Source organism: Variovorax davisae (genome assembly GCF_030316845.1).
Classification (GTDB): Bacteria; Pseudomonadota; Gammaproteobacteria; order Burkholderiales; family Burkholderiaceae_C; genus Variovorax; species Variovorax davisae.
This window is the reverse complement of sequence record NZ_JASZYS010000004.1, coordinates 105,312-124,000: the sequence shown is the minus strand read 5'-3', so window position 1 is coordinate 124,000 and position 18,689 is coordinate 105,312. Positions and strand designations below refer to the sequence as shown.

At 70.7% G+C, this 18,689-nt stretch carries 18 protein-coding genes and 1 tRNA gene; 11 read left to right on the top strand and 8 right to left on the bottom strand.

Annotation, left to right across the window (positions count from 1 at the left end; all coding sequences use genetic code 11):
* Positions 1-24: 24 nt before the first annotated feature.
* The 3 genes from QTI33_RS10970 to QTI33_RS10960 are packed head-to-tail and all read left to right on the top strand — an operon-like array spanning position 25 to position 3,316.
* A complete protein-coding gene (locus tag QTI33_RS10970) occupies positions 25-702 on the top strand; it encodes a DsbC family protein (RefSeq protein WP_286506326.1) in 678 nt (225 codons plus the stop codon).
* Complete coding sequence (locus QTI33_RS10965) at positions 702-2,495, top strand: M61 family metallopeptidase (RefSeq protein ID WP_286505934.1); 1,794 nt, start codon at positions 702-704, stop codon at positions 2,493-2,495. Before QTI33_RS10970 ends, QTI33_RS10965 begins: the two co-directional genes overlap by 1 nt.
* 41 nt (positions 2,496-2,536) lie before the next feature.
* Positions 2,537-3,316, top strand: a complete 780-nt coding sequence (locus QTI33_RS10960) for an enoyl-CoA hydratase (protein ID WP_286505933.1) — start codon at positions 2,537-2,539, stop codon at positions 3,314-3,316.
* Between the two features lie 3 nt (positions 3,317-3,319).
* On the opposite strand, the gene QTI33_RS10955 is transcribed toward QTI33_RS10960, so the two are convergent.
* Both QTI33_RS10955 and QTI33_RS10950 read right to left on the bottom strand, forming a co-directional pair.
* Positions 3,320-4,345: a hypothetical protein gene (locus QTI33_RS10955; protein ID WP_286505931.1), complete on the bottom strand. Its 1,026-nt coding sequence runs from the start codon at positions 4,343-4,345 to the stop codon at positions 3,320-3,322.
* Positions 4,342-5,007, bottom strand: a complete 666-nt coding sequence (locus QTI33_RS10950) for an RNA polymerase sigma factor (protein ID WP_286505929.1) — start codon at positions 5,005-5,007, stop codon at positions 4,342-4,344. The genes QTI33_RS10955 and QTI33_RS10950 overlap by 4 nt, the downstream gene beginning before the upstream one ends.
* Positions 5,008-5,113: 106 nt before the next feature.
* Between QTI33_RS10950 and QTI33_RS10945 the strand changes: the two genes are divergently transcribed.
* A tRNA-Met gene (locus tag QTI33_RS10945) sits at positions 5,114-5,190 on the top strand.
* A 15-nt stretch (positions 5,191-5,205) separates the two neighbouring features.
* Here QTI33_RS10945 and QTI33_RS10940 read toward each other — a convergent pair.
* Together QTI33_RS10940 and QTI33_RS10935 are read right to left on the bottom strand one after the other, a co-directional pair.
* Positions 5,206-6,378: a glycosyltransferase gene (locus QTI33_RS10940; RefSeq protein ID WP_286505926.1), complete on the bottom strand. Its 1,173-nt coding sequence runs from the start codon at positions 6,376-6,378 to the stop codon at positions 5,206-5,208.
* Positions 6,375-7,256: a UDP-2,3-diacylglucosamine diphosphatase gene (locus QTI33_RS10935; RefSeq protein ID WP_286505925.1), complete on the bottom strand. Its 882-nt coding sequence runs from the start codon at positions 7,254-7,256 to the stop codon at positions 6,375-6,377. Before QTI33_RS10935 ends, QTI33_RS10940 begins: the two co-directional genes overlap by 4 nt.
* 112 nt (positions 7,257-7,368) lie before the next feature.
* Here QTI33_RS10935 and QTI33_RS10930 point away from each other — a divergent pair, with 112 nt between their 5' ends.
* On the top strand, positions 7,369-9,120 hold the full coding sequence (locus QTI33_RS10930) for a lysoplasmalogenase family protein (RefSeq protein ID WP_286505923.1): 1,752 nt from the start codon (positions 7,369-7,371) through the stop codon (positions 9,118-9,120).
* Here the strand turns inward: QTI33_RS10930 and QTI33_RS10925 are convergent.
* From QTI33_RS10925 to ruvB, 3 genes are all read right to left on the bottom strand, one after another.
* A complete protein-coding gene (locus QTI33_RS10925; RefSeq protein WP_286505922.1) occupies positions 9,117-9,428 on the bottom strand; it encodes a hypothetical protein in 312 nt (103 codons plus the stop codon). The two genes, QTI33_RS10930 and QTI33_RS10925, sit on opposite strands and share 4 nt — an antisense overlap.
* Positions 9,429-9,440: 12 nt before the next feature.
* Positions 9,441-10,985, bottom strand: coding sequence for a GMC oxidoreductase (locus QTI33_RS10920; protein ID WP_286505921.1), 1,545 nt, complete (start codon positions 10,983-10,985; stop codon positions 9,441-9,443).
* A 119-nt stretch (positions 10,986-11,104) separates the two neighbouring features.
* Positions 11,105-12,160 (bottom strand): Holliday junction branch migration DNA helicase RuvB, encoded by a 1,056-nt coding sequence (gene ruvB, locus QTI33_RS10915; protein WP_286505920.1) that lies wholly within the window; start codon positions 12,158-12,160, stop codon positions 11,105-11,107.
* 115 nt (positions 12,161-12,275) lie between these two features.
* Between ruvB and QTI33_RS10910 the strand changes: the two genes are divergently transcribed.
* From QTI33_RS10910 to QTI33_RS10885, 6 genes are read left to right on the top strand one after another with little or no spacing between them, the layout of a single operon-like run.
* A complete protein-coding gene (locus QTI33_RS10910) occupies positions 12,276-12,893 on the top strand; it encodes a CDP-alcohol phosphatidyltransferase family protein (RefSeq protein ID WP_286505919.1) in 618 nt (205 codons plus the stop codon).
* A 14-nt stretch (positions 12,894-12,907) separates the two neighbouring features.
* The gene (locus QTI33_RS10905) at positions 12,908-14,668 is read left to right on the top strand and encodes a bifunctional alpha/beta hydrolase/class I SAM-dependent methyltransferase (protein WP_286505917.1); all 1,761 of its coding nucleotides are present in this window, start codon (positions 12,908-12,910) and stop codon (positions 14,666-14,668) included.
* On the top strand, positions 14,665-15,999 hold the full coding sequence (locus tag QTI33_RS10900) for a phosphatase PAP2/dual specificity phosphatase family protein (protein WP_286505916.1): 1,335 nt from the start codon (positions 14,665-14,667) through the stop codon (positions 15,997-15,999). The genes QTI33_RS10905 and QTI33_RS10900 overlap by 4 nt, the downstream gene beginning before the upstream one ends.
* Complete coding sequence (locus QTI33_RS10895; protein WP_286505915.1) at positions 15,992-16,420, top strand: hypothetical protein; 429 nt, start codon at positions 15,992-15,994, stop codon at positions 16,418-16,420. The genes QTI33_RS10900 and QTI33_RS10895 overlap by 8 nt, the downstream gene beginning before the upstream one ends.
* 32 nt (positions 16,421-16,452) lie before the next feature.
* Entirely contained in the window at positions 16,453-17,139 is a 687-nt protein-coding gene (locus QTI33_RS10890; protein WP_286505913.1) for a lysophospholipid acyltransferase family protein, read from the top strand.
* Positions 17,136-18,089 carry a phosphatidate cytidylyltransferase gene (locus tag QTI33_RS10885; protein ID WP_286505912.1) on the top strand — a complete coding sequence of 318 codons (954 nt, stop codon included), beginning with the start codon at positions 17,136-17,138 and terminating at the stop codon, positions 18,087-18,089. The genes QTI33_RS10890 and QTI33_RS10885 overlap by 4 nt, the downstream gene beginning before the upstream one ends.
* Positions 18,090-18,112: 23 nt before the next feature.
* Here QTI33_RS10885 and ruvA read toward each other — a convergent pair whose 3' ends face one another.
* The gene (ruvA, locus tag QTI33_RS10880; RefSeq protein WP_286505911.1) at positions 18,113-18,685 is read right to left on the bottom strand and encodes a Holliday junction branch migration protein RuvA; all 573 of its coding nucleotides are present in this window, start codon (positions 18,683-18,685) and stop codon (positions 18,113-18,115) included.
* Between the last annotated feature and the right edge of the window lie 4 nt (positions 18,686-18,689).

The window sequence follows — 18,689 nt, the reverse complement described above, 5'->3', positions numbered from 1 at the left end:
CTGTTCGCCGCCCTGGCGGCCCTGATGTTCACGACGGCGCTGAGCGCGGCCGCCGGCGAGGCCGAGATCCGCAAGAACCTCGCCGCACGGATCCCGCAGTTCGCCAAGATCGACGAGGTCACGAAGGCGCCGATCCCCGGCCTCTACGAAGTGCGGGTCAACGGCTTCGAGATCTTCTACACCGACGAACAGGGCAACTACCTCCTGCAGGGCAACCTGATCGACGTCAAGGAGCGCAGGAACCTCACCGAGGAGCGGGTCGAGAAGCTCAGCCAGGTGGCTTTCGACAAGCTGCCCGGCAAGGACGCCATCAAGATCGTGCGCGGCAACGGCAAGCGCCGGCTGGCGGTGTTCGCCGATCCGAACTGCGGCTACTGCAAGCAGTTCGAGCGCGACCTGACCAAGGTCGACAACGTCACGATCCAGCTCTTCCTCTACCCGGTACTGGGACCCGACTCGGTGGTCAAGTCGCGCAACATCTGGTGCGCCAAGGACAAGGCCAAGTCGTGGGACGACTGGATGCAGCGCGGCGTCGCGCCGGCGGCCGCCGAATGCGACACCACGGCCCTCACGCGCAACCGCGAGTTCGGCCAGAAGTACAACATCACCGGCACGCCGACCTTGATCTTCAGCGACGGCACGCGCGCCCCGGGCGCGATCCCGGCCGCGCAGGTCGAGAAGCAACTCGCCGCGCTCAATTGATGGCCACGCCGGCCGTCCACTGCCGCGTCGAGTGCGCGGACCGCAAGGCGCATCTGTTCGCCGTCACGCTCACCGTCGCCGAGCCGGCGGCGCTGCAGCGGCTGGCGCTGGCCGCCTGGATTCCCGGCAGCTACCTGCTGCGCGAGTTCTCCAAGAACCTGCAGCAGCTGCGCGCCCAGCAGGGACGGCGCAAGCTGGTCGTGCGCCAGCTCGACAAGGCCGGCTGGGAAGTCGACTGCGCGCCGGACAAGCCGCTGGTGCTGCGCTATGAAGTCTGCGCCTACGACAACTCGGTGCGCACCGCCTGGCTGGACGCCGACCGCGGCTTCTTCAACGCCACCAGCGTCTGCCTGCAGGTCGAAGGCCAGGTCGACGCGCCGCACGCGCTCGAGGTGGTGGCGCCGCCCGCGGCCGCCGACGGCGCGCGCTGGTCCTGCGCCACGGCCTTGCAGCCGACGCGCGTCGACCGCAACGGCTTCGGCAGCTACCTGGCCGCGAACTTCGACGAACTGGCCGACAGCCCGGTCGAGATGGGCCCGTTCTGGAGCGCCGAATTCGAGGCCTGCGGCGTGCCGCACCGCTTCGTGGTCGCCGGCGCCCCGGCCTCCTTCGACGGCGAGCGGCTGATCGCCGACACCCAGGCGATCTGCGAGACGCAGATGCGCTTCTGGCATGGCGACAAGGTCGGCAAGCGCGGCGGCCCGAAGCCGCCGCACGACCGCTACGTGTTCATGCTCAACGCCGTCGACGACGGCTACGGCGGTCTCGAGCACCGCCATTCGACCGTGCTGATCTGCACCCGGCGCGACCTGCCGCAGCTGAGCGCCCGCAAGCAGCCCGAGGGCTACACCACCTTGCTCGGCCTGGTCAGCCACGAGTACTTCCACACCTGGAACGTGAAGCGCCTGCGGCCGGTCGAGTTCGCGCGCTACGACTACGGCCGCGAGAACTACACCGAGCTGCTGTGGCTGTTCGAGGGTTTCACCAGCTACTACGACGACCTGCTGCTGCGCCGCGCCGGGCGCATCGACGATGCCACCTACCTGCGCCTCGTCAACAAGACCGTCAACCAGGTCCTGCAGACGCCGGGCCGGCGGGTGCAGTCGGTGGCCCAGGCCAGCTTCGACGCCTGGATCAAGTACTACCGCCAGGACGAGCAGACCCCCAACGCCACGGTGAGCTACTACACCAAGGGCGCACTGGTCGCCATGTGCTTCGACCTCACGTTGCGCGCCGAAGGCAAGGGCACGCTCGACGACGTGATGCGGCTGCTGTGGAAGCAGACCGACGGCGGTCCGATCGCCGAGTCCGACGTCGCTGCCGCGCTGGAGACGGTCGGCGGCCGGTCGTACGCGGCCGAACTCGCGCGCTGGGTCCACTCGACCGACGAGCTGCCCCTGGCGGAGCTGCTGCGCGACCACGGCGTGGCCGCGCTCGACGACCCGGCGCAGCGGGCGCAGGAGCTCGGCCTGCGCGTGACCGAAACCGGCGGCAGCATCCAGGTCAAGGTGGTGCTGCGCGGCGGCGCCGCCGAACAGGCCGGCTTCTCGGCCAACGACGAATGGATCGGCATCGAGCTGCCGGCGGCCAAGGGCCGGCCGGCACAGGGCTGGCGCCTGACGCGGCTCGACGACCTCGCGCTCTACCTCGGGCCGCTGCGCAAGGCGACGGCCCTGGTGGCCCGCGATCGCCGCCTGCTGCGCCTGCCGCTCACGCTGCCCGGCGGCGTCACGACCTGGCGCCTGTTCGCGCAGGACCCGGCCCGGATGGCCGCCTGGCTGCATCCGCAGTAGCCGCCGGGCCGCCCCAGATTGTTCGTTTCAAGGAGACACCCATGAGCTACGAGAACATCGAAGTGCGCATCGAGGCCGAGAAGGTCGGCATCGTCACGCTGAACCGCCCGAAGGCGCTGAACGCCCTCAACGACGCCCTGATGACCGAACTGGGCCAGGCGCTGAAGGCCTTCGACGCCGACCCGGCGATCGGCTGCATCATCCTGACCGGCAGCGAGCGCGCCTTCGCGGCCGGCGCCGACATCGCGGCCATGGCCAAGTACAGCTTCCAGGATGTCTACAAGGGCGAATACATCACGCGCAACTGGGAGACCATCCGCCAGATCCGCAAGCCGGTGATCGCCGCGGTGAGCGGCTTCGCGCTCGGCGGCGGCTGCGAGCTGGCGATGATGTGCGACTTCATCATCGCGGCCGACACGGCGAAGTTCGGCCAGCCCGAGATCAAGATCGGCGTCATTCCCGGCGCCGGCGGCACCCAGCGGCTGCCGCGCGCGGTCGGCAAGTCGAAGGCCATGGACATGGCGCTGACGGCCCGCATGATGGACGCCACCGAAGCCGAGCGGGCCGGCCTGGTGAGCCGCATCGTGCCGTACGAGAAGCTGGCCGAAGAGGCCCTCGGCGCGGCCCTGACGATCGCGAGCTTCTCGCAGATCGCAGTGATGGCGGCCAAGGAGTCGGTCAACCGGGCCTTCGAGGGCGGGCTGTCCGACGGCGTGATGTTCGAGCGCCGGCTGTTCCATGCGCTGTTCGCGACCGCCGACCAGAAGGAAGGCATGGACGCCTTCCTGACCAAGCGCACGCCCGACTTCAAGCACCAATAGCCGCTAGGGATTGCGCGGCGGCGGCGGCGCGGCGGCCGCTTCCGGTGCCTTCACGGCCTCTTGCAGGGCCTGGCGCAGCGCGGCCAGCGCGTCCGGCGACGGCACGCCCGTGGCCGGCGGTGCCCGGCCTTCGCGCCAGCGCACCTGGGCGCCGGCGATCTCGAACACGGCCAGCGAGTCCGGACCGCGTTCCAACGTGACCCGCCACTCGGGTGTACCGGCCAGCGGCCGCGGTCCGACGGCCATCAGCGCGGCCGAGCCCAGCAGCGCATTGAGTTCGCGCGCCTCGGGCCGCGACAGGCTGCGGCTCTCGCCACCACGCCGGCTGATCGTGATCCGGCTCCAACTCGCCAGCGCCTCGAAGGTCGGGGGCTCGGTGTCGTCGGTGCGGACCGTGGGCGGCGGCTTGCGGGCCGGGCCGGGCGGCAGCGCGGCGGCGGCGCCCGGTGCGGCCTGCGCTGGCGCGCGCTCGTCGATCGACGTCACCGTTGCAGGGCTGCGCGGGGGTGGCGGCATGGCGACCGGGGGCGCGACACGGGCGGGCGGCGGCGTTCGCGGTGGCGGAGGTGGCGCTGGCGCCGGCGGAGGTGGCTCAGGGATCCGCTCCAGCGACGGCAACAGCGAGGCGACAGACCCGTCCGCGGGCGCCGGTGCGGATGCCTGCGCCGGCGGCTTCGGTGGCGCACGCAGGGGCGCATCCTTCGAGACTTCGGCATCCAGCCTCGGTCCGGGCGGCTGGCGCTGCCAGAGCACGCCTGCGATGAGCGCCGCCAGGGCGATGACGAAGACCGCGCCCCATCGTTTGCCGCGCCGACCTCCCCTTTCCGCTTGCCACCACGGGCGGGCCGCGCGCTCCAGTTCGGCCGCATCGGTGACCGGGTCGGTCGCGCCGATGGCATCGTGCGCTTCGCGCAGGATCGCCTTGCGCAGCCGCCAGCCGGGCACCGCTTGGTGGTCGGGCGCGTGGGCCAGCGCCTTGCGCAGGCGGTCGTCGCGCAGGTCGTCGGGCGCGTCGTTGGCGGCACTCATGCGTGTGGCACCACGGACAGATAGCGCTCCATGCAGCCGCGCAATTTCTTCAGGGCGCGGCCCTGGTGGCCGCGGACGGTCTCGACCCCGATGTCGAGGGTGGCGGCCATCGCCTCCGGCGTGAAGCCCTCCTCCTGGTGCAGCAGGAAGGCGGCGCGCTGGTCGTCCGGCAGTTCGTCGAGGCAGGCGAGCAGGCGCCGCCCGGCCGCCTGCCAGAAGGCCAGCTCTTCCTGCGATGGCTGCGCGGCATCGTTGGCGGCGGCGGCGCCGTCGCGCAGCAGGCCGCGGCTGAAGAGCTGCGCCGCGTCCAGGCCATCGCCGTCCTCGTCATGGGCGTAGAACGCCACCTCGCGGCCGCTGACGCGCAGCCGCTCGTTCGCCATGCGATAGGCGATCGTGAAGGCCCAGACACGCCAGCTCGACTGCTTGGGCGAGAAGCTGTCGCGCGCCGACACGATCCGCGACCAGGTCTCCTTGAACACCTCCTCCACCTCGGCCGCCAGCCGCTGGCCCAGCAGACGGCGCGCGAAGCGCAGCACCGCGCTCTCATGGCGCTCGTAGAGCGCGTCGAAGGCGTGGACGTTGCCGCCGGCGTAGGCCAGCATCAACTGGTCGTCGCTCAGGGCGTCGAAGGGGTCGGGGATCGCGGTGGGCGAAGGCATCGGCGGATTTTGACCTGATGCGCTGCGGCCGGCGAAATCACCGCCGCTCATGAAACTTTGGAAGGCTGGACCGACATGCCGCAGAAAAGGCTATAATCCTGGGCTCGGCTCTTTAGCTCAGTCGGTTAGAGCGATGGAATCATAATCCACAGGTCCGCGGTTCGAGTCCGTGAAGAGCCACCACTCCCGGAAAGCCTGCTATCCCACCGATAGCAGGCTTTCTTCATTCAGCGCCTCGGCCCGCGCCAGGATGCCCTCCAAAATCCCCGGCAGTTCGAACATCGCCCGGTTGCGCACCTTGCGCGTCGCCGCCTGGTAGCGGCCCAGCTGGCCGGTCAACGCCTCTACCGCCTGGTCCACCTTGGCAAAGCTGCTGCAGACCAGCCCGACCCCCTGCTCGCGCACCCATTGGGCGTTGTAGCGTTCCTGCGGCAGCGTCCAGCGGTTGCGCACCACGATCACCGGCAATTGCATCTGCACCGCCTCGCTCAGGCAGCCCGGGCCCGGCTTGCCGATGAAGAAGTCGGCCAGCCGCATGTAGTGCGCGATGTCGGGTGTGAACTCCAGCACCAGCCGCGGCGAGCGCGCCGGCAGGGCGCGCAGGGCCCGCGCCAGCGCCGCGTTGTGGCCGCAGGCGAGGATCAGCGGGGTCTCGGGCAGCCGCTTCGCGATCCCGAGCATGGCCTTCGCGCCCTGGCCGCCGAACAGCACCAGGCCGGTCGGCCGGCCGGCATCGAGCCCCAGTCGCCGCCGCTCGGCCGCCCGGTCGACCGATGGCGGCTCGTGGAACGCGGCGCGCATCAGCATGCCCGAGCTGGCATGGATCCGCGCCTGCGCATGGCCGGCCGCGCGGGCCTGCTGCACCGCCTTGGCAGAGCCGCACACCAGGTGCTGGTCCAGCCCCGGCTCGATCCAGAAATGCGGCGGATGGTCGGCCAGGTCGGTCAGGACGGTCACGTAGGGAACGCCCGGCAAGGTCGAGCCCAGCGACTCGCACAGCGCGCGATTGAAGTTGGGGATCAGCGACACGACCATGTCGGGCTCGGTCGAAAGCCAGTGCTGCTGCAGCTGCCGCAGCAGCGGCGCGTGGCCCCAGCGGATCATGCCCTGCAGCAGCTTGAGTTCCTGCGCCAGGCCGAGCGTCCAGCCGCGCGCGAGCCGCTTGTTGTAGACGTCCTCGGGGTCCATGCCAGTCAGCTTGCGGAAGCTGTCCTTCGGGTCCAGCACCTCGCGCAGGTTGACCCGCCGCACGGTCCACGGCAGCCCGGCGCGGGCGATCGCGGCCTCCAGCGCCAGCGCCGACGCGCGATGCCCGCCGCCGGCGTTGAAGTAGACGAGGTCGATGGTGCGCGCGCCGGACAGCGCCCTCATGCCGGCACCGCCGCGCGCCGCGAGGCCGCCGCCTCGAGGCTCGAAAGGGCCGGCAGCTGGCCGGCCCAGTGCAGGATCTCGAGCGAACCGTCGGCGTGCTCGGCCAGCGCGGTCAGGCTCTCGACCCAGTCGCCGTCGTTGGCATACAGGATGCCGTCGATGTCGCGCAGCTCCGCATGGTGGATGTGGCCGCAGACCACGCCCTGCACGCCGCGCCGGCGGGCCTCGCGCGCCACCGCGCTCTCGAACTCGCCCACGTAGCTCACCGCACGCTTGACCTTCAGCTTCAGGTACTTCGACAAGGACCAGTAGGGCAGCCCCATGCGTGCACGCAGCGAGTTGAGGTGCCGGTTGAGCTTCAGCGTGAACTCGTAGAGCGAGTCGCCGACATGGGCCAGCCACTTGGCGCACTGGATCACGCCGTCGAACAGGTCGCCGTGCATGACCCACAGCTTGCGGCCGTCGGCGGTTTCGTGGATCCACTCGTCCGCGACGTCGATGCCGCCGAAATTGTGCTGCAGGTACTTGCGCGCGAACTCGTCGTGGTTGCCCGGGATGAACATCACGCGCGTGCCCTTGCGGGCCTTGCGCAGCAGCTTCTGGATCACGTCGTTGTGGGCCTGCGGCCAGTACCAGTGGCGCCGCAGCTGCCAGCCGTCGATGATGTCGCCGACCAGGAACAGCGTCTCGCACTCCGTGTGTTTCAGGAAGTCGAGCAGTGCCCGCGCCTGGCAGCCCGGGGTGCCCAGGTGCAGGTCGGAAATCCAGAGGGTGCGGTAGGTCTGTGGCGGCCGGGTGACGTCTTCGTCGTCGGTCGTGCCACCGGCCGGGCCGGTCGTGTCGCGCCATGCGCGAAGGAAGGCGTCGTCGCGTTGCATGGGCGGACACGATCGCAGCCGCCCGTGACGTGCCGGAGGCGCCGCCGTGACGCCCGCATGACAGGGGAAGCCTGGGGGTGTGACAGTGGGGTTGCGACCGAGAATCCCGGTCATGCGACCCGGCCAGATCATCGTTCTCGCGACACCGTTCTTCTTCCTGCTCATCGGCATCGAGTTCTTCGTCGGCCGGCTGCGCGCGCGGCGCGGCAGCGGCCAGGACACCTACCGCCTGCCCGACACCCTCAACAGCATCGGCCTCGGCATGCTGAGCCAGATCAGCGCCGCCCTCACCGGGCTGCTGCGCATCGGCATCTACACCGCCATCTGGTCGGCCTTCGCGCTGTTCCCCGACACCGACTTCTGGACCCGCTGGTACGGCTGGCTGCTGGCGCTGGTCTTCTACGACTTCTGCTACTACTGGCTGCACCGCTTCGGCCACGAGAGCGCGCTGCTGTGGGCGGCGCACGTGGTCCATCACCAGAGCCAGCACTACAACCTGTCGACCGCCTTGCGCCAGACCTCCAGCGGCGCGCTGTTCGGCTGGATCTTCTACCTGCCGATGGCGATCGCCGGCGTGCCGCCGCTGGTCTTCGGGGTGGTCGCGCTGGTCGACCTGCTCTACCAGTTCTGGGTCCACACCGAGCAGGTCGGCAAGCTGGGCTGGTTCGACCGCTGGTTCTGCTCGCCCTCCAACCATCGCGTGCACCACGCGGTCAACGACCGCTATGTCGACCGCAACTACGGCGGCGTGCTGATCGTCTGGGACCGCCTCTTCGGCAGCTTCCAGGAAGAAGGCGAGCGCTGCGTGTACGGCACCCGCAGCCCGCTGCGCAGCTGGGACCCGCTGTGGGCCAATGCCGAGGTCTATGCATCGCTGGCGCGCGACAGCTGGCGCACCCGGCACTGGGGCGACAAGCTGCGGCTGTGGTTCAAGCCGCCCGGCTGGCGGCCGGCCGACCTGGCGGCGAACGATCCGAAGCCGCCCTTCGACATCGCCGCCGTGCAGCGCTACGAGCCGCCGGCCTCGCGCGGCGTGCAGGCCGTCGCAGCGCTGCAGTTCATCGCGCTGCTGGGCGGCGCCACCGCCTTCCTGTGGTTCTCGGACGCGCTCCCCTTGAGCACCTCGCTGGTCTGGCTCTGCGCGCTGACCGCCGGGCTCTGGGCCACGGGCGCCGTGCTGCAGGGCCGGCTGCCGGTGATCGGCCTGCTGTTCGTCGATGCCGCCGCGCTGGCGAGCGCGAGCGGCGCGCTCGGCATCGCCGGCCTGCATGTCGTCGCCAAGCCGCTGGCGCTCGCGATCCTGATCGTCTTCGCCGGCCTGCGCGCGCGCGGCGAGGGCATGCCGGGGCGCTTCGCCCTGCTGCTGCTCGCGGGGCTGGCGGCTTCGCTGGCCGGCGACGTGCTGCTGATGTGGCCGACGCTCTTCATCCCCGGCCTGGTCGCCTTCCTGCTCGCGCACCTGGCCTACATCGCGCTGTTCGCCGAAGGCGTGGGGCTCTTCCCGCGCCGTCGCGCGCTGGCCGCCACGCTGGCGGTGGGCGTCCTGATGTACGGCTTCCTGTGGTGGGGCGGGCTGCCGGCCGGCCTGCGGATCCCGGTCGGTCTCTACGTGGTGGTAATCGCCTGCATGGCGGCGCAGGCGTTCGGCCGCGCGGCCGTGCTCGGCGATGCCGGTGCGCGACGGGTGGCGCTGGGCGCCTGCCTGTTCATGCTGAGCGACGCACTGCTGGCCACCAACCGCTTCGTGCAGCCGCTGCCGGTGGCTTCGCTGTGGGTGCTGGCCAGCTACTACGCGGCGCAGTGGCTGATCGCGTCGAGCGTGCGGCCCGTTGCAGACGTCTTCGAGGCCGAACCGCGCACCTAGAAGACCACGACCGCGTCGGCCGCGTTGTCGACGATCATCAGCGTGTCGATGCAGCGTATCGAGGGCCGGACGCCGAAGCCGGACTCGAACCCGCTGATGAAGGCTTCGGTGAACACGGCTTCGGCGGCGGTCTTCGAGTCCCACAGGTAGACGCTCAAGCCCAGGCCCGAGGCTTCGTCGTAGCAGAAGTACTTGCGCTGCAGGCCCGCCATGCCGCGGAAGCGGTTCTCGGCCTGCTTGAATTTCTCCAGCACCGCGCTTCTCGCACAAGGCGTCGGGAGGCAGTATTCGAGAATTGCCGTGATCATCGGGTTTCCTTGTCAGGAGGGTTCGGAAGGCGTGGCTCGCATGCCGCGCGACTGGCACAGGCCTTGTGCGACATGCGAAGCCCAGGCCGCGATGGTCAGCGAGGGCGGCACCCCTGCGGCCTTGGGCAACGCCGAGGCGTCGGCGACATAGAGGCCGGGCAATCCGTGGACCTCGCCGCGCCCATCGACGACGCCGAGCGCCGGATCGTCCGATATGCGGCAGCCTCCCATCGGATGGGCCGTAAAGGCCTTGCCGTCATCGAACTTGACGCGCCAGCCGGAGGCCTGCGCCAGGCTGCGGAAGGCCTCGAAGACCTGGCCGTAGATCGGGCTGCCGCCCATGTCGTAGCGAATGCGCAGCCGCTCCCCGGCATAGCTGGCGACGCCATCGGCCCGATCGGCGCCCATGGCGATCAGCTGGAACTTCTTCGAAGCGGCGGCCGCCGCCGCGTGGCGCAGCCAGCGCGGCAGGGGTGGCGCATCGACGCCGGCGACGACCATGTAGCCGACGTCCTCGTGGCCGCGAATCCGGATGCGGCCGTGAACGGGCGTGCCCAAGGCCGGGTTGCGCCGCGGTGTGTCGTCGACCCGCCAGGTCGCGAGGCAGTCGCCGTTGGTGCCGATGCCCTTGCCGAGCGCCGGCATCGCGCCCAGCCCGCCGTGCGCGCGACTGCGGAACAAAAGGCGCAGGGTGTTGAGCGTGCCTGCCGCGAGCACCACGACGGGGGCCGAAAAGGTCGAGGCCCTGCCGCCGCGGTGGTCGTGCGCCGAGACTTCATAGCCATCGTCCGCCGTGCGGCGGATGTGCGTGACCTCGCACAGTTCGCGCACCACCAGCCGGCCCGAGCCCAGCGCCGGCAGCAGGTAGAGCGCATCCACGGTGGACTTCGCGCCCGAAGGGCTGCCGAAGGCGCCTTCCGCCCGGGCGTAGTCCAGCGGCGTCCTCGAGACGCCGTCGTGCGTGCGGTAGGGCTGCGTGTCGCGTGCGTGGCGCGGGAACAGCAGGCCCATGGCCGGCTGCGCGTCGTCGGCCACCGGCGCCAGGAAGGACTTGCCCGCCCAGGCGTGGCTGGTGCGATTCGGCACGTCCTGCGGCCGGCTCGGCGCCGCCCCGCCCAGTTCGTGGAAGACCCGCGCATAGTGCACGTCCATGCCACTGGCCGAAACCGCCGCGGCGACGCCGTCCCAGTACGAGGGCGGCGGCTTCACCATCAACGCCGACCAGATGTGGCTGCCGCCGCCGACCGATGACGTGCAGATGGCCGTCAGGTCGCCGGCCGCATGCAGTTCGATGAAGCCCTTCTTGCCGAACGGCACACCGTTCTTGGGACCGCCCAGGGGCCGGATCCTTCGAAGCAGGTAGCGAATGCCGCCGCTGGCGGGCAAGGGCGACGCGCCCGCGATGCCGGCGGCGCGAACCGGCACGGTGTCGCGCCACGGGCCGCGCTCGAGCAGCGTGACGCTGAAACCCGCGGCCGCCAACCTCGACGCGCAGACGGCGCCGCCGAAACCGCTCCCGATGACGATGACGCGCATGTCGTCCGCCGGATCTCGCATGGCCGCCCCTCTCGTTGCCGGCCTGCGGGATCGCATGCCGGGCTCCGAGTTTCTACTCCCGCGGCGGCTGCGCAATCGGAAGCCTCTCTCTGCGAGCAAGAAAACGCCGAAGCGCCCGCTCAGCTGCCGAACATGTCCCCGTCCCGCTGCGGCGGCGCCACCCCGAGGTGGCGGTAGGCCGCCAGCGTGGCGATGCGCCCGCGCGGCGTGCGCTGCAGGTAGCCCTGCTGGATCAGGTAGGGCTCGATCACGTCCTCGATGGTGCCGGACTCCTCGCCGATGCTGGCCGCGATGTTGTCGAGGCCGACCGGGCCGCCGTCGAAGCGGTGGATCACGGCTTCGAGCAGCTTGCGGTCCATCAGGTCGAAGCCCTGCGGATCGACGTCGAGCATCGCCAGCGCCTTGTGCGCGATCTCGACCGTGATGCGGCCGTCGCCCTTGACCTGCGCATAGTCGCGCACCCGGCGCAGCAGCCGGTTGGCGATCCGCGGCGTGCCGCGCGAACGGCGCGCGATTTCCAGTCCGCCCTCGTCGTCCGTCGGCACGCCGAGCAGGCCGGCGCTGCGCCGCACGATGCGTGCGAGTTCTTCCGCGGTATAGAACTCCAGCCGCGCCACGATGCCGAAGCGGTCGCGCAGCGGATTGGTCAGCATGCCGGCGCGCGTGGTGGCGCCGACCAGCGTGAAGGGCTGCAGGTCGAGCTTGATGCTGCGCGCCGCCGGACCCTCGCCGATCATGATGTCGATCTGGTAGTCCTCCAGCGCCGGGTAGAGGATTTCCTCGACCACCGGCGACAGCCGGTGGATCTCGTCGATGAAGAGCACGTCGTTGCGCTCGAGGTTGGTCAGCAGGGCCGCCAGGTCCTTGGGCTTCTCGAGCACCGGGCCCGAGGTCTGGCGCAGGTTGACCCCGAGTTCGGCCGCGATGATGTGCGACAGCGTGGTCTTGCCGAGGCCCGGCGGGCCGAACAGCAGCACATGGTCGAGCGCCTCGGCCCGATGGCGCGCGGCGCCGATGAAGATCTCGAGCTGCTCGCGCACCTTGGCCTGGCCGACGTATTCATCGAGCAGCTTGGGCCGCAGCGCGCGCTCGATGGCTTCTTCGTTGGGCGAGGCGGGTGCGGCCGACACCACGCGTTGCGGGGCCGGGGCGAAGTCGTCGGTCTGGATGGTCATGGGGCGATAGGCTGAACGAACAGTTTAGTCGGCCGAACGGCCGCACCCGGGTCCGCCAGGGTGCGCCGGGGGGGTTCGCTCATGCAGAATGCGCGTCCAGGAGGGCTCCCCCAGCGTGTCGATCTACGAATTGAAGCCGAGGTTTCAGGCTTTGCTGCGGCCGCTGGTCAAGCGCCTGCATGCCGCCGGAGCGACCGCCAACCAGGTCACGGTCGCGGCCTGCGCGGTCTCGGTGGCACTGGGGCTCTGGCTGTTCTTCGCCGCGCCGCCGGCGGCGGCCTTCGCGCTGCTGCCGTTGTGGATGCTGCTGCGCATGGCCTTCAATGCGGTCGACGGCATGCTGGCGCGCGAGCATGGCCAGCAAAGCGCGCTCGGCGCCTTCCTCAACGAACTGACCGACGTCGTCTCGGACGCCGCGCTCTACCTTCCCTTTGCCCTGGTCCCGCCCTTCAGCCCGTTCTGGGTCGGCGCCGTGATCGTGCTGGCCGGCCTGAGCGAGTTCGCCGGCGCCCTGGGCCCGACCGTGGGCGCGTCGCGCCGCTACGACGGCCCGCTGGGCAAGAGCGACCGGGCCTTCGTCTTCGGCGCCCTCGGGCTCTACGTGGCGCTGGGCCTGCCGCTGCCGGCCTGGACGGGGTGGCTCATGCCGCTGCTCGCGGCGGCGGTAGCGTGGACCATCGGCAACCGCATCCGCCGCGCGCTCGCCGAAGCCGGCGCCCAACCCAGCCACTGACCCAGGACACCGAAATGCCCGAGCCGCGCGTGCCACGAGAAGAACGATTCAGCACTCACGACGGCGTCTCGCTGTTCTACCGCCACTGGCCGGCCACCGGCGCCGCGCGGCGCGGCGCGGTCGTGCTGTTCCACCGCGGCCACGAGCATGGCGCCCGCATGGCGCACCTGGTCGACGAACTGGCGCTGCCGGATTTCGACTTCTTCGCCTGGGACGCCCGCGGCCACGGCCGATCGCCCGGGCCACGCGGCTACAGCCCGAGCTTCGCCACCTCGGTGCGGGACGTCCAGACCTTCATCGAGCACATCGGCAGCGCGCACGGCGTGCCGCCGGAGGATATCCACGTGATCGCGCAGAGCGTGGGCGCGGTGCTGGTCGCGACCTGGGCACATGACTACGCGCCGCCGGTGCGCGGGCTCACGCTCGCCTCGCCGGCCTTCAAGGTCAAGCTCTACGTGCCCTTCGCGCGCGCCGGCCTCGGGCTGATGCACAAGCTGCGCGGGCTGTTCTTCGTCAACAGCTATGTGAAGCCGAAGTTCCTCACCCACGACCCGGAACGCATCGCGAGCTACGAGAGCGATCCGCTGATCTCGCGGCCGATCGCGGTGAACATCCTGCTCGGCCTCTACGAGGCGGCCGACCGCGTGGTGGCCGATGCCAACGCGATCACGCTGCCGGTGCAGCTGCTGATTTCCGGCGCCGACTGGGTGGTGCATCAGCCGCCGCAGCACCGCTTCTTCGAGCGCCTCGGCAGCGCCGTGAAGACGAAGATGGTCCTGCCCGGCTTCTTCCACGACACGCTGGGCGAAAAGGACCGCGCGCCCGCGGTGCGCGCCATCCGCGACTTCATCCTGCAGCTGTTCGACGCCCCGCCGGCACCGGTGGACCTGCGCGCGGCCCACCTGCACGGCAACACCGCGGACGAGTCGCGGGCGCTGGCCCGACCCCTGTCCCCGCTGTCGCCGCGTGGCGCCTACTGGGCCTTCACGCGCGCCAGCCTGCGCTTCGGCGGTCTGCTGTCGCAGGGCGTCAAGCTGGGCCACGACACCGGCTTCGACTCGGGCAGCACGCTCGACTACGTCTACCGCAACCAGGCGGCAGGGGCCGGGCCGCTGGGCCGCTCGATCGACCGCACCTATCTCGATTCGATCGGCTGGCGCGGCATCCGCCAGCGCAAGCTTCATGTCGAAGAGCTGCTGCGCGAGGCGATGGCGCGGCTGGCCCAGGCGCGGCGCGAAGTGCGCGTGATGGACATCGCGGCCGGCCATGGCCGCTATGTGCTCGACGCGGTGTCGGCCAGCCCGGTCAAGGCCGGCTCGATCCTGTTGCGCGACTACAGCGACATCAACGTGCGCGACGGCCGGGCGCTGATCGCCGAGAAGGGGCTGGAGGGCACGGCGCAGTTCGTGCAGGCCGACGCCTTCGACCGCGCCAGCCTCGCCGCCGTGCAGCCGCGTCCCACCTTGGCCGTGGTGTCGGGCCTCTACGAACTGTTCCCCGACAACGCGCTGGTGGCCGGTTCGCTGGCCGGGGTCGGCGACGCGGTGGAGGACGGCGGCTATCTGGTCTACACCGGCCAGCCCTGGCATCCGCAACTCGAGATGATCGCCCGGGCGCTCACCAGCCACCGCCAGGGCGAGGCCTGGGTCATGCGCCGCCGCACGCAGGCCGAGATGGACCAGCTGGTCGCGCAGGCGGGCTTCCGCAAGATCGCCCAGCGGGTCGACGAATGGGGCATCTTCACGGTATCGCTGGCGGTGCGCACGGCGCCATGAGGCCGGGCACGAAGCCGCGCCCGTGGCGACGCGCCGCCGCCTGGCTGGCGCTGCTGGGGCCGCTCTTCTACATCAGCTACGGCTTCGCCAACTGGTGGGCCGCGACCCGCGCGCAGGTTCCCGCCCTGGTCTTCGAATGGGAGCGCGGCACCCCTTTCTGGCCATGGACGATCTTCCCTTACTGGACCATCAACACCTTCTACGCGCTGTCGCTCTTCCTCGCGAAGGATCGCCACACGCTGGACCGGCATGCGGCGCGCCTGCTCACGGCGCAGGCGGTCGCGGTCAGCTGCTTCGTGCTGTGGCCGCTGCATTTCAGCTTCGGCCAGCCGGCGGTAGAAGGCGCGCCGGCCTTCCTGTTCGATGCGCTGCGCGGCTTCGACCAGCCCTTCAACCAGGCCCCCTCCCTGCACATCGCGCTGGCCGTGATCCTTTGGGACTGGTATCGCCGCCTGATCCATGCGCGCTGGGCGCGCGCCGTGCTGCACCTGTGGACCTTCGCGATCTGCGCCTCGGTGCTGACCACCTGGCAGCATCATTTCATCGACATCCCGACCGGCGCGCTGCTGGGCCTGCTGTGCGTCTGGCTGTGGCCGCTCGAGCGCGTGGTCGCGCTGCCGTGCGCCTGGCGGCTGGCGCGCGATCCGCAGCGCTGGAAGCTCGCGGGCCTGTATGGCGCCGGCGCCCTGCTGTGCCTGGCCATCGCGCTGAGCCTGCAGGGCAGCGCGCTGTGGCTGGGCTGGTTGGCCCTGTCGCTGGCGCTGGTGGCGCTCAACTATGCGGGCCTGGGCGCGCGCGGCTTCTGCATGGATGGCCACGGCCGCATGGCTTGGTCCGCCCGCTGGCTGTTCGCTCCCTACCGGCTCGGTGCCGCCCTCAACGCCTGGCTCTGGACGCGCCGGCTGCCGGCCTCGGTCGAGGTCGCACCTGGCGTGCGGCTGGGCCGGCGGCCGACGCTCGCCGAATGGCGCGCCGCCGGCCAACCGCGGCTCGTGAGCCTGTGCGCCGAGCTGCAACTGCCGCAGGTGCCGCAGGCGCGCTGCGTGCCGATGCTGGACCTGGCCGTGCCCGCCAGGGCGCGCCTGCGCCGCGCGGTGGCGGTGATCGAGGGCCAGCGCCGCGCGGGCCAGACGGTGTGGGTCTGCTGCGCGCTCGGCTTCTCGCGCAGCGCCGCCTCGGTGGTCGGCTGGCTGGGACTCCACGGCAGCGAAGGCTCGCTCGCCGCCGCCCACGCGGCGGTACGCCGGGCGCGGCCGCAGATCGTGCTGCGCCCAGGCTGGATCGCCGAACTCGAGCAACTTTCCGCGGGAGGCACCACGCGCCATGAATGACAACGACCGCGCCCTGTGTGTCGCCACCGCCGGGCTGCTGCGCGCCAGCGGCGCCATCGCCCTCTGGGGCCTCGCGCTCGCGCTGATCGCCGGCGTGGTGCTGGGGCTCACCGGGCGCTCGCTGCCGGCCGCGGCCTGGGGCGCCTGTGCGGTGGTCGGCCTCCTCGGCCTGGCCGAGCGCTACCTGGCCCTGCGCCTGCGGCTGGACATGGCGCTGTTCGAGGGGCTGGCGCAAGGCACCATCGCCACCCTGCCCGCGCTCGACGGCGCACTCGACAAGCTGGGCCTGCGGCGCGCCGCCGATGCCACCCGGCCGCTCGCCGAGCGCGTGCTCGGCACCCGGCAGCTGATGCAGCGCCACGGCATCGTGGTGGCGATGCAGACGGTCGTCTTCATCCTCGCGCTGGTCCTTCAGGACTGAGCCCGGCCCATCAAGGATCCCAAGGAGTCTCCATGAGTTCTTCCCCTTCCGGGGGCCCGCGCAGGCTCGCCGCCCTGGCCTCGGCCTGGCTGATCGTGGTCTTCGCACGGCTGCTGACCGGCGTGCGCGCGATCTGGGCCGGCAGCACCCCCCAGGCCGAGCAGACCCTCTACTTCGCCAACCACACCAGCCACGGCGACTTCGTGCTGCTGTGGGCCACGCTGCCGCCCGACCTGCGCGCCCTGACGCGGCCGGTCGCAGGACAGGACTACTGGGAGGCCTCGACGCTGCGCCGCTTCATCGGCCAGGACGTGTTCAACGCCCTGATGATCCGCAGGGACGGCCGGGCGGCGAACGGCGCCGCGCCCAACCCGGTCGAGCAGATGACCGAGGCGCTGCGGTCGGGCGACTCGCTCATCATGTTCCCCGAAGGCACGCGCAACACCGGCGACGAGACACTGCTGCCGCTCAAGAGCGGGCTGTTCCATCTGGCACGCTCCTTCCCGCAGGTGCGGCTGGTGCCGGTGTGGATCGAGAACCTGAAACGCGTGCTGCCCAAGGGCACGCTGGTGCCGATCCCGCTGGCCTGCAGCGTGCGCTTCGGCGCGCCGCTGCAACTGGCGCAGGACGAGGACAAGACCGCCTTCATCGCCCGGGCCCGCGCCGCGATGCTCGACCTGCGGCCCGACTACGACAAAGCGGAAGACCCGGCCCCATGACCCTCTCTGCCTCTTCCCAGACCACCCTGGCGCTGTTCGGCGGCGTCGCCGGCGTGCTGCTGCTGGCCTCGGCCATCGGTGCGCTGCTCAAGTGGCGGGTCGCGCACGGCCAGCCGCATTCGGTGATCGACAACCTGAATTCGCGCGTCAATGCCTGGTGGGTGATGGTGGCCGTGATCGGCCTCGCCTTCGCCATGGGCAAGGGCGGCGTCGTGCTGCTGTTCTTCCTGATCTCGTTCTATGCGCTGCGCGAGTTCATGAGCCTGGCCTACACCCGGCGCGGCGATCACCATGCGATCGCGGCCGCCTTCTTCATCGTGCTGCCGGTGCAGTACCTGCTGATCTGGATCGACTGGTACGGGCTCTACGCGATCTTCATCCCGGTCTACGCCTTCCTGGTGCTGCCGATCCTGGCGGCCGTCGGCGGCGACACCAAGCGCTTCCTGGAGCGCACGTCCAAGGTGCAATGGGGCCTGATGGTCTGCGTCTTCTGCATCAGCCATGTGCCGGCGCTGCTGACCTTGCAGATTCCCGGCTTCGAGGGCCGCAACCTGCTGCTGATCGCCTTCCTCGTGATCGTGGTCCAGGGCAGCGACGTGCTGCAGTACGTCTGGGGCAAGCTGTTCGGCCGGCGCAAGGTGGCGCCGGAGCTGTCGCCCTCGAAGACCTGGGAGGGCCTGGTCGGCGGCGTGCTCAGCGCCACCGCGCTGGGCGCGGCGCTGTACTGGGCCACGCCCTTCGAGCCCTGGCAGGCCGCGCTGATGGCCCTGACCATCTGCCTCATGGGCTTCTTCGGCGGCCTCGTGATGTCGGCGATCAAGCGCGACCGCGGCGTGAAGGACTGGGGCACCATGATCGAAGGCCACGGCGGCATGCTGGACCGGCTCGATTCGGTGGTCTTCGCCGCGCCCGTGTTCTTTCACGCGCTGCGCTACGGGTGGGTGCCCTGACGCGATGCGCCAGCGGCGGCGGGCTACTTCGCCAGCGCCCGCAGCGCCAGTTTGATGCCCTCGCCCACCGCCACCTCCTTGGGCAATGCCTTGAGCGAGGCGGCCGCTTCCTTGTCGCTGTAGCCCAGCGCCACCAGCGCCTGCAGGATGTCGGCCTGGGCGTCGGTCGCGGCATGGGTGGGCAGCGCGATGTCGGCGCCCAGCTTGCCCTTGAGCTCGAGCAGCAGCCGCTCGGCGGTCTTCTTGCCGATGCCGGGGATCTTCACCAGCCGGCCGGCCTCCTGCAGCGTGATCGCCTGCGCCAGCTCGCCCACGCTCATGCCGCTCAGCACGCCCAGGGCGGTGCGCGGCCCGACGCCGGAGATCTTGATCAGCAGCCGGAACGCGGCCCGTTCCTCGGCGGTGCCGAAGCCGTACAGGATCTGGGCGTCCTCGCGCACCACGAAGTGCGTCAGCAGCGAGACCCGCTCGCCGGCGCCCGGCAGGTTGTAGAAGGTGCTCATCGGCACATCGACCTCGTAGCCGACGCCGTGGCAGTCCACCACCACCTGCGGCGGATTGCGTTCGGCCAGGATGCCGGTGAGTTTGCCTATCATGGGT

Excerpts from the sequence above, each read along its gene's own strand:
- QTI33_RS10970 (WP_286506326.1), top strand. The coding sequence starts at position 25 with ATGTTCACGACGGCGCTGAGCGCGGCCGCCGGCGAGGCCGAGATCCGC.
- QTI33_RS10965 (WP_286505934.1), top strand. The coding sequence starts at position 702 with ATGGCCACGCCGGCCGTCCACTGCCGCGTCGAGTGCGCGGACCGCAAG.
- QTI33_RS10960 (WP_286505933.1), top strand. The coding sequence starts at position 2,537 with ATGAGCTACGAGAACATCGAAGTGCGCATCGAGGCCGAGAAGGTCGGC.
- QTI33_RS10955 (WP_286505931.1), bottom strand. The coding sequence starts at position 4,345 with ATGAGTGCCGCCAACGACGCGCCCGACGACCTGCGCGACGACCGCCTG.
- QTI33_RS10950 (WP_286505929.1), bottom strand. The coding sequence starts at position 5,007 with ATGCCTTCGCCCACCGCGATCCCCGACCCCTTCGACGCCCTGAGCGAC.
- QTI33_RS10940 (WP_286505926.1), bottom strand. The coding sequence starts at position 6,378 with ATGAGGGCGCTGTCCGGCGCGCGCACCATCGACCTCGTCTACTTCAAC.
- QTI33_RS10935 (WP_286505925.1), bottom strand. The coding sequence starts at position 7,256 with ATGCAACGCGACGACGCCTTCCTTCGCGCATGGCGCGACACGACCGGC.
- QTI33_RS10930 (WP_286505923.1), top strand. The coding sequence starts at position 7,369 with ATGCGACCCGGCCAGATCATCGTTCTCGCGACACCGTTCTTCTTCCTG.
- QTI33_RS10925 (WP_286505922.1), bottom strand. The coding sequence starts at position 9,428 with ATGATCACGGCAATTCTCGAATACTGCCTCCCGACGCCTTGTGCGAGA.
- QTI33_RS10920 (WP_286505921.1), bottom strand. The coding sequence starts at position 10,985 with ATGCGAGATCCGGCGGACGACATGCGCGTCATCGTCATCGGGAGCGGT.
- ruvB (WP_286505920.1), bottom strand. The coding sequence starts at position 12,160 with ATGACCATCCAGACCGACGACTTCGCCCCGGCCCCGCAACGCGTGGTG.
- QTI33_RS10905 (WP_286505917.1), top strand. The coding sequence starts at position 12,908 with ATGCCCGAGCCGCGCGTGCCACGAGAAGAACGATTCAGCACTCACGAC.
- QTI33_RS10900 (WP_286505916.1), top strand. The coding sequence starts at position 14,665 with ATGAGGCCGGGCACGAAGCCGCGCCCGTGGCGACGCGCCGCCGCCTGG.
- QTI33_RS10895 (WP_286505915.1), top strand. The coding sequence starts at position 15,992 with ATGAATGACAACGACCGCGCCCTGTGTGTCGCCACCGCCGGGCTGCTG.
- QTI33_RS10890 (WP_286505913.1), top strand. The coding sequence starts at position 16,453 with ATGAGTTCTTCCCCTTCCGGGGGCCCGCGCAGGCTCGCCGCCCTGGCC.
- QTI33_RS10885 (WP_286505912.1), top strand. The coding sequence starts at position 17,136 with ATGACCCTCTCTGCCTCTTCCCAGACCACCCTGGCGCTGTTCGGCGGC.
- ruvA (WP_286505911.1), bottom strand. The coding sequence starts at position 18,685 with ATGATAGGCAAACTCACCGGCATCCTGGCCGAACGCAATCCGCCGCAG.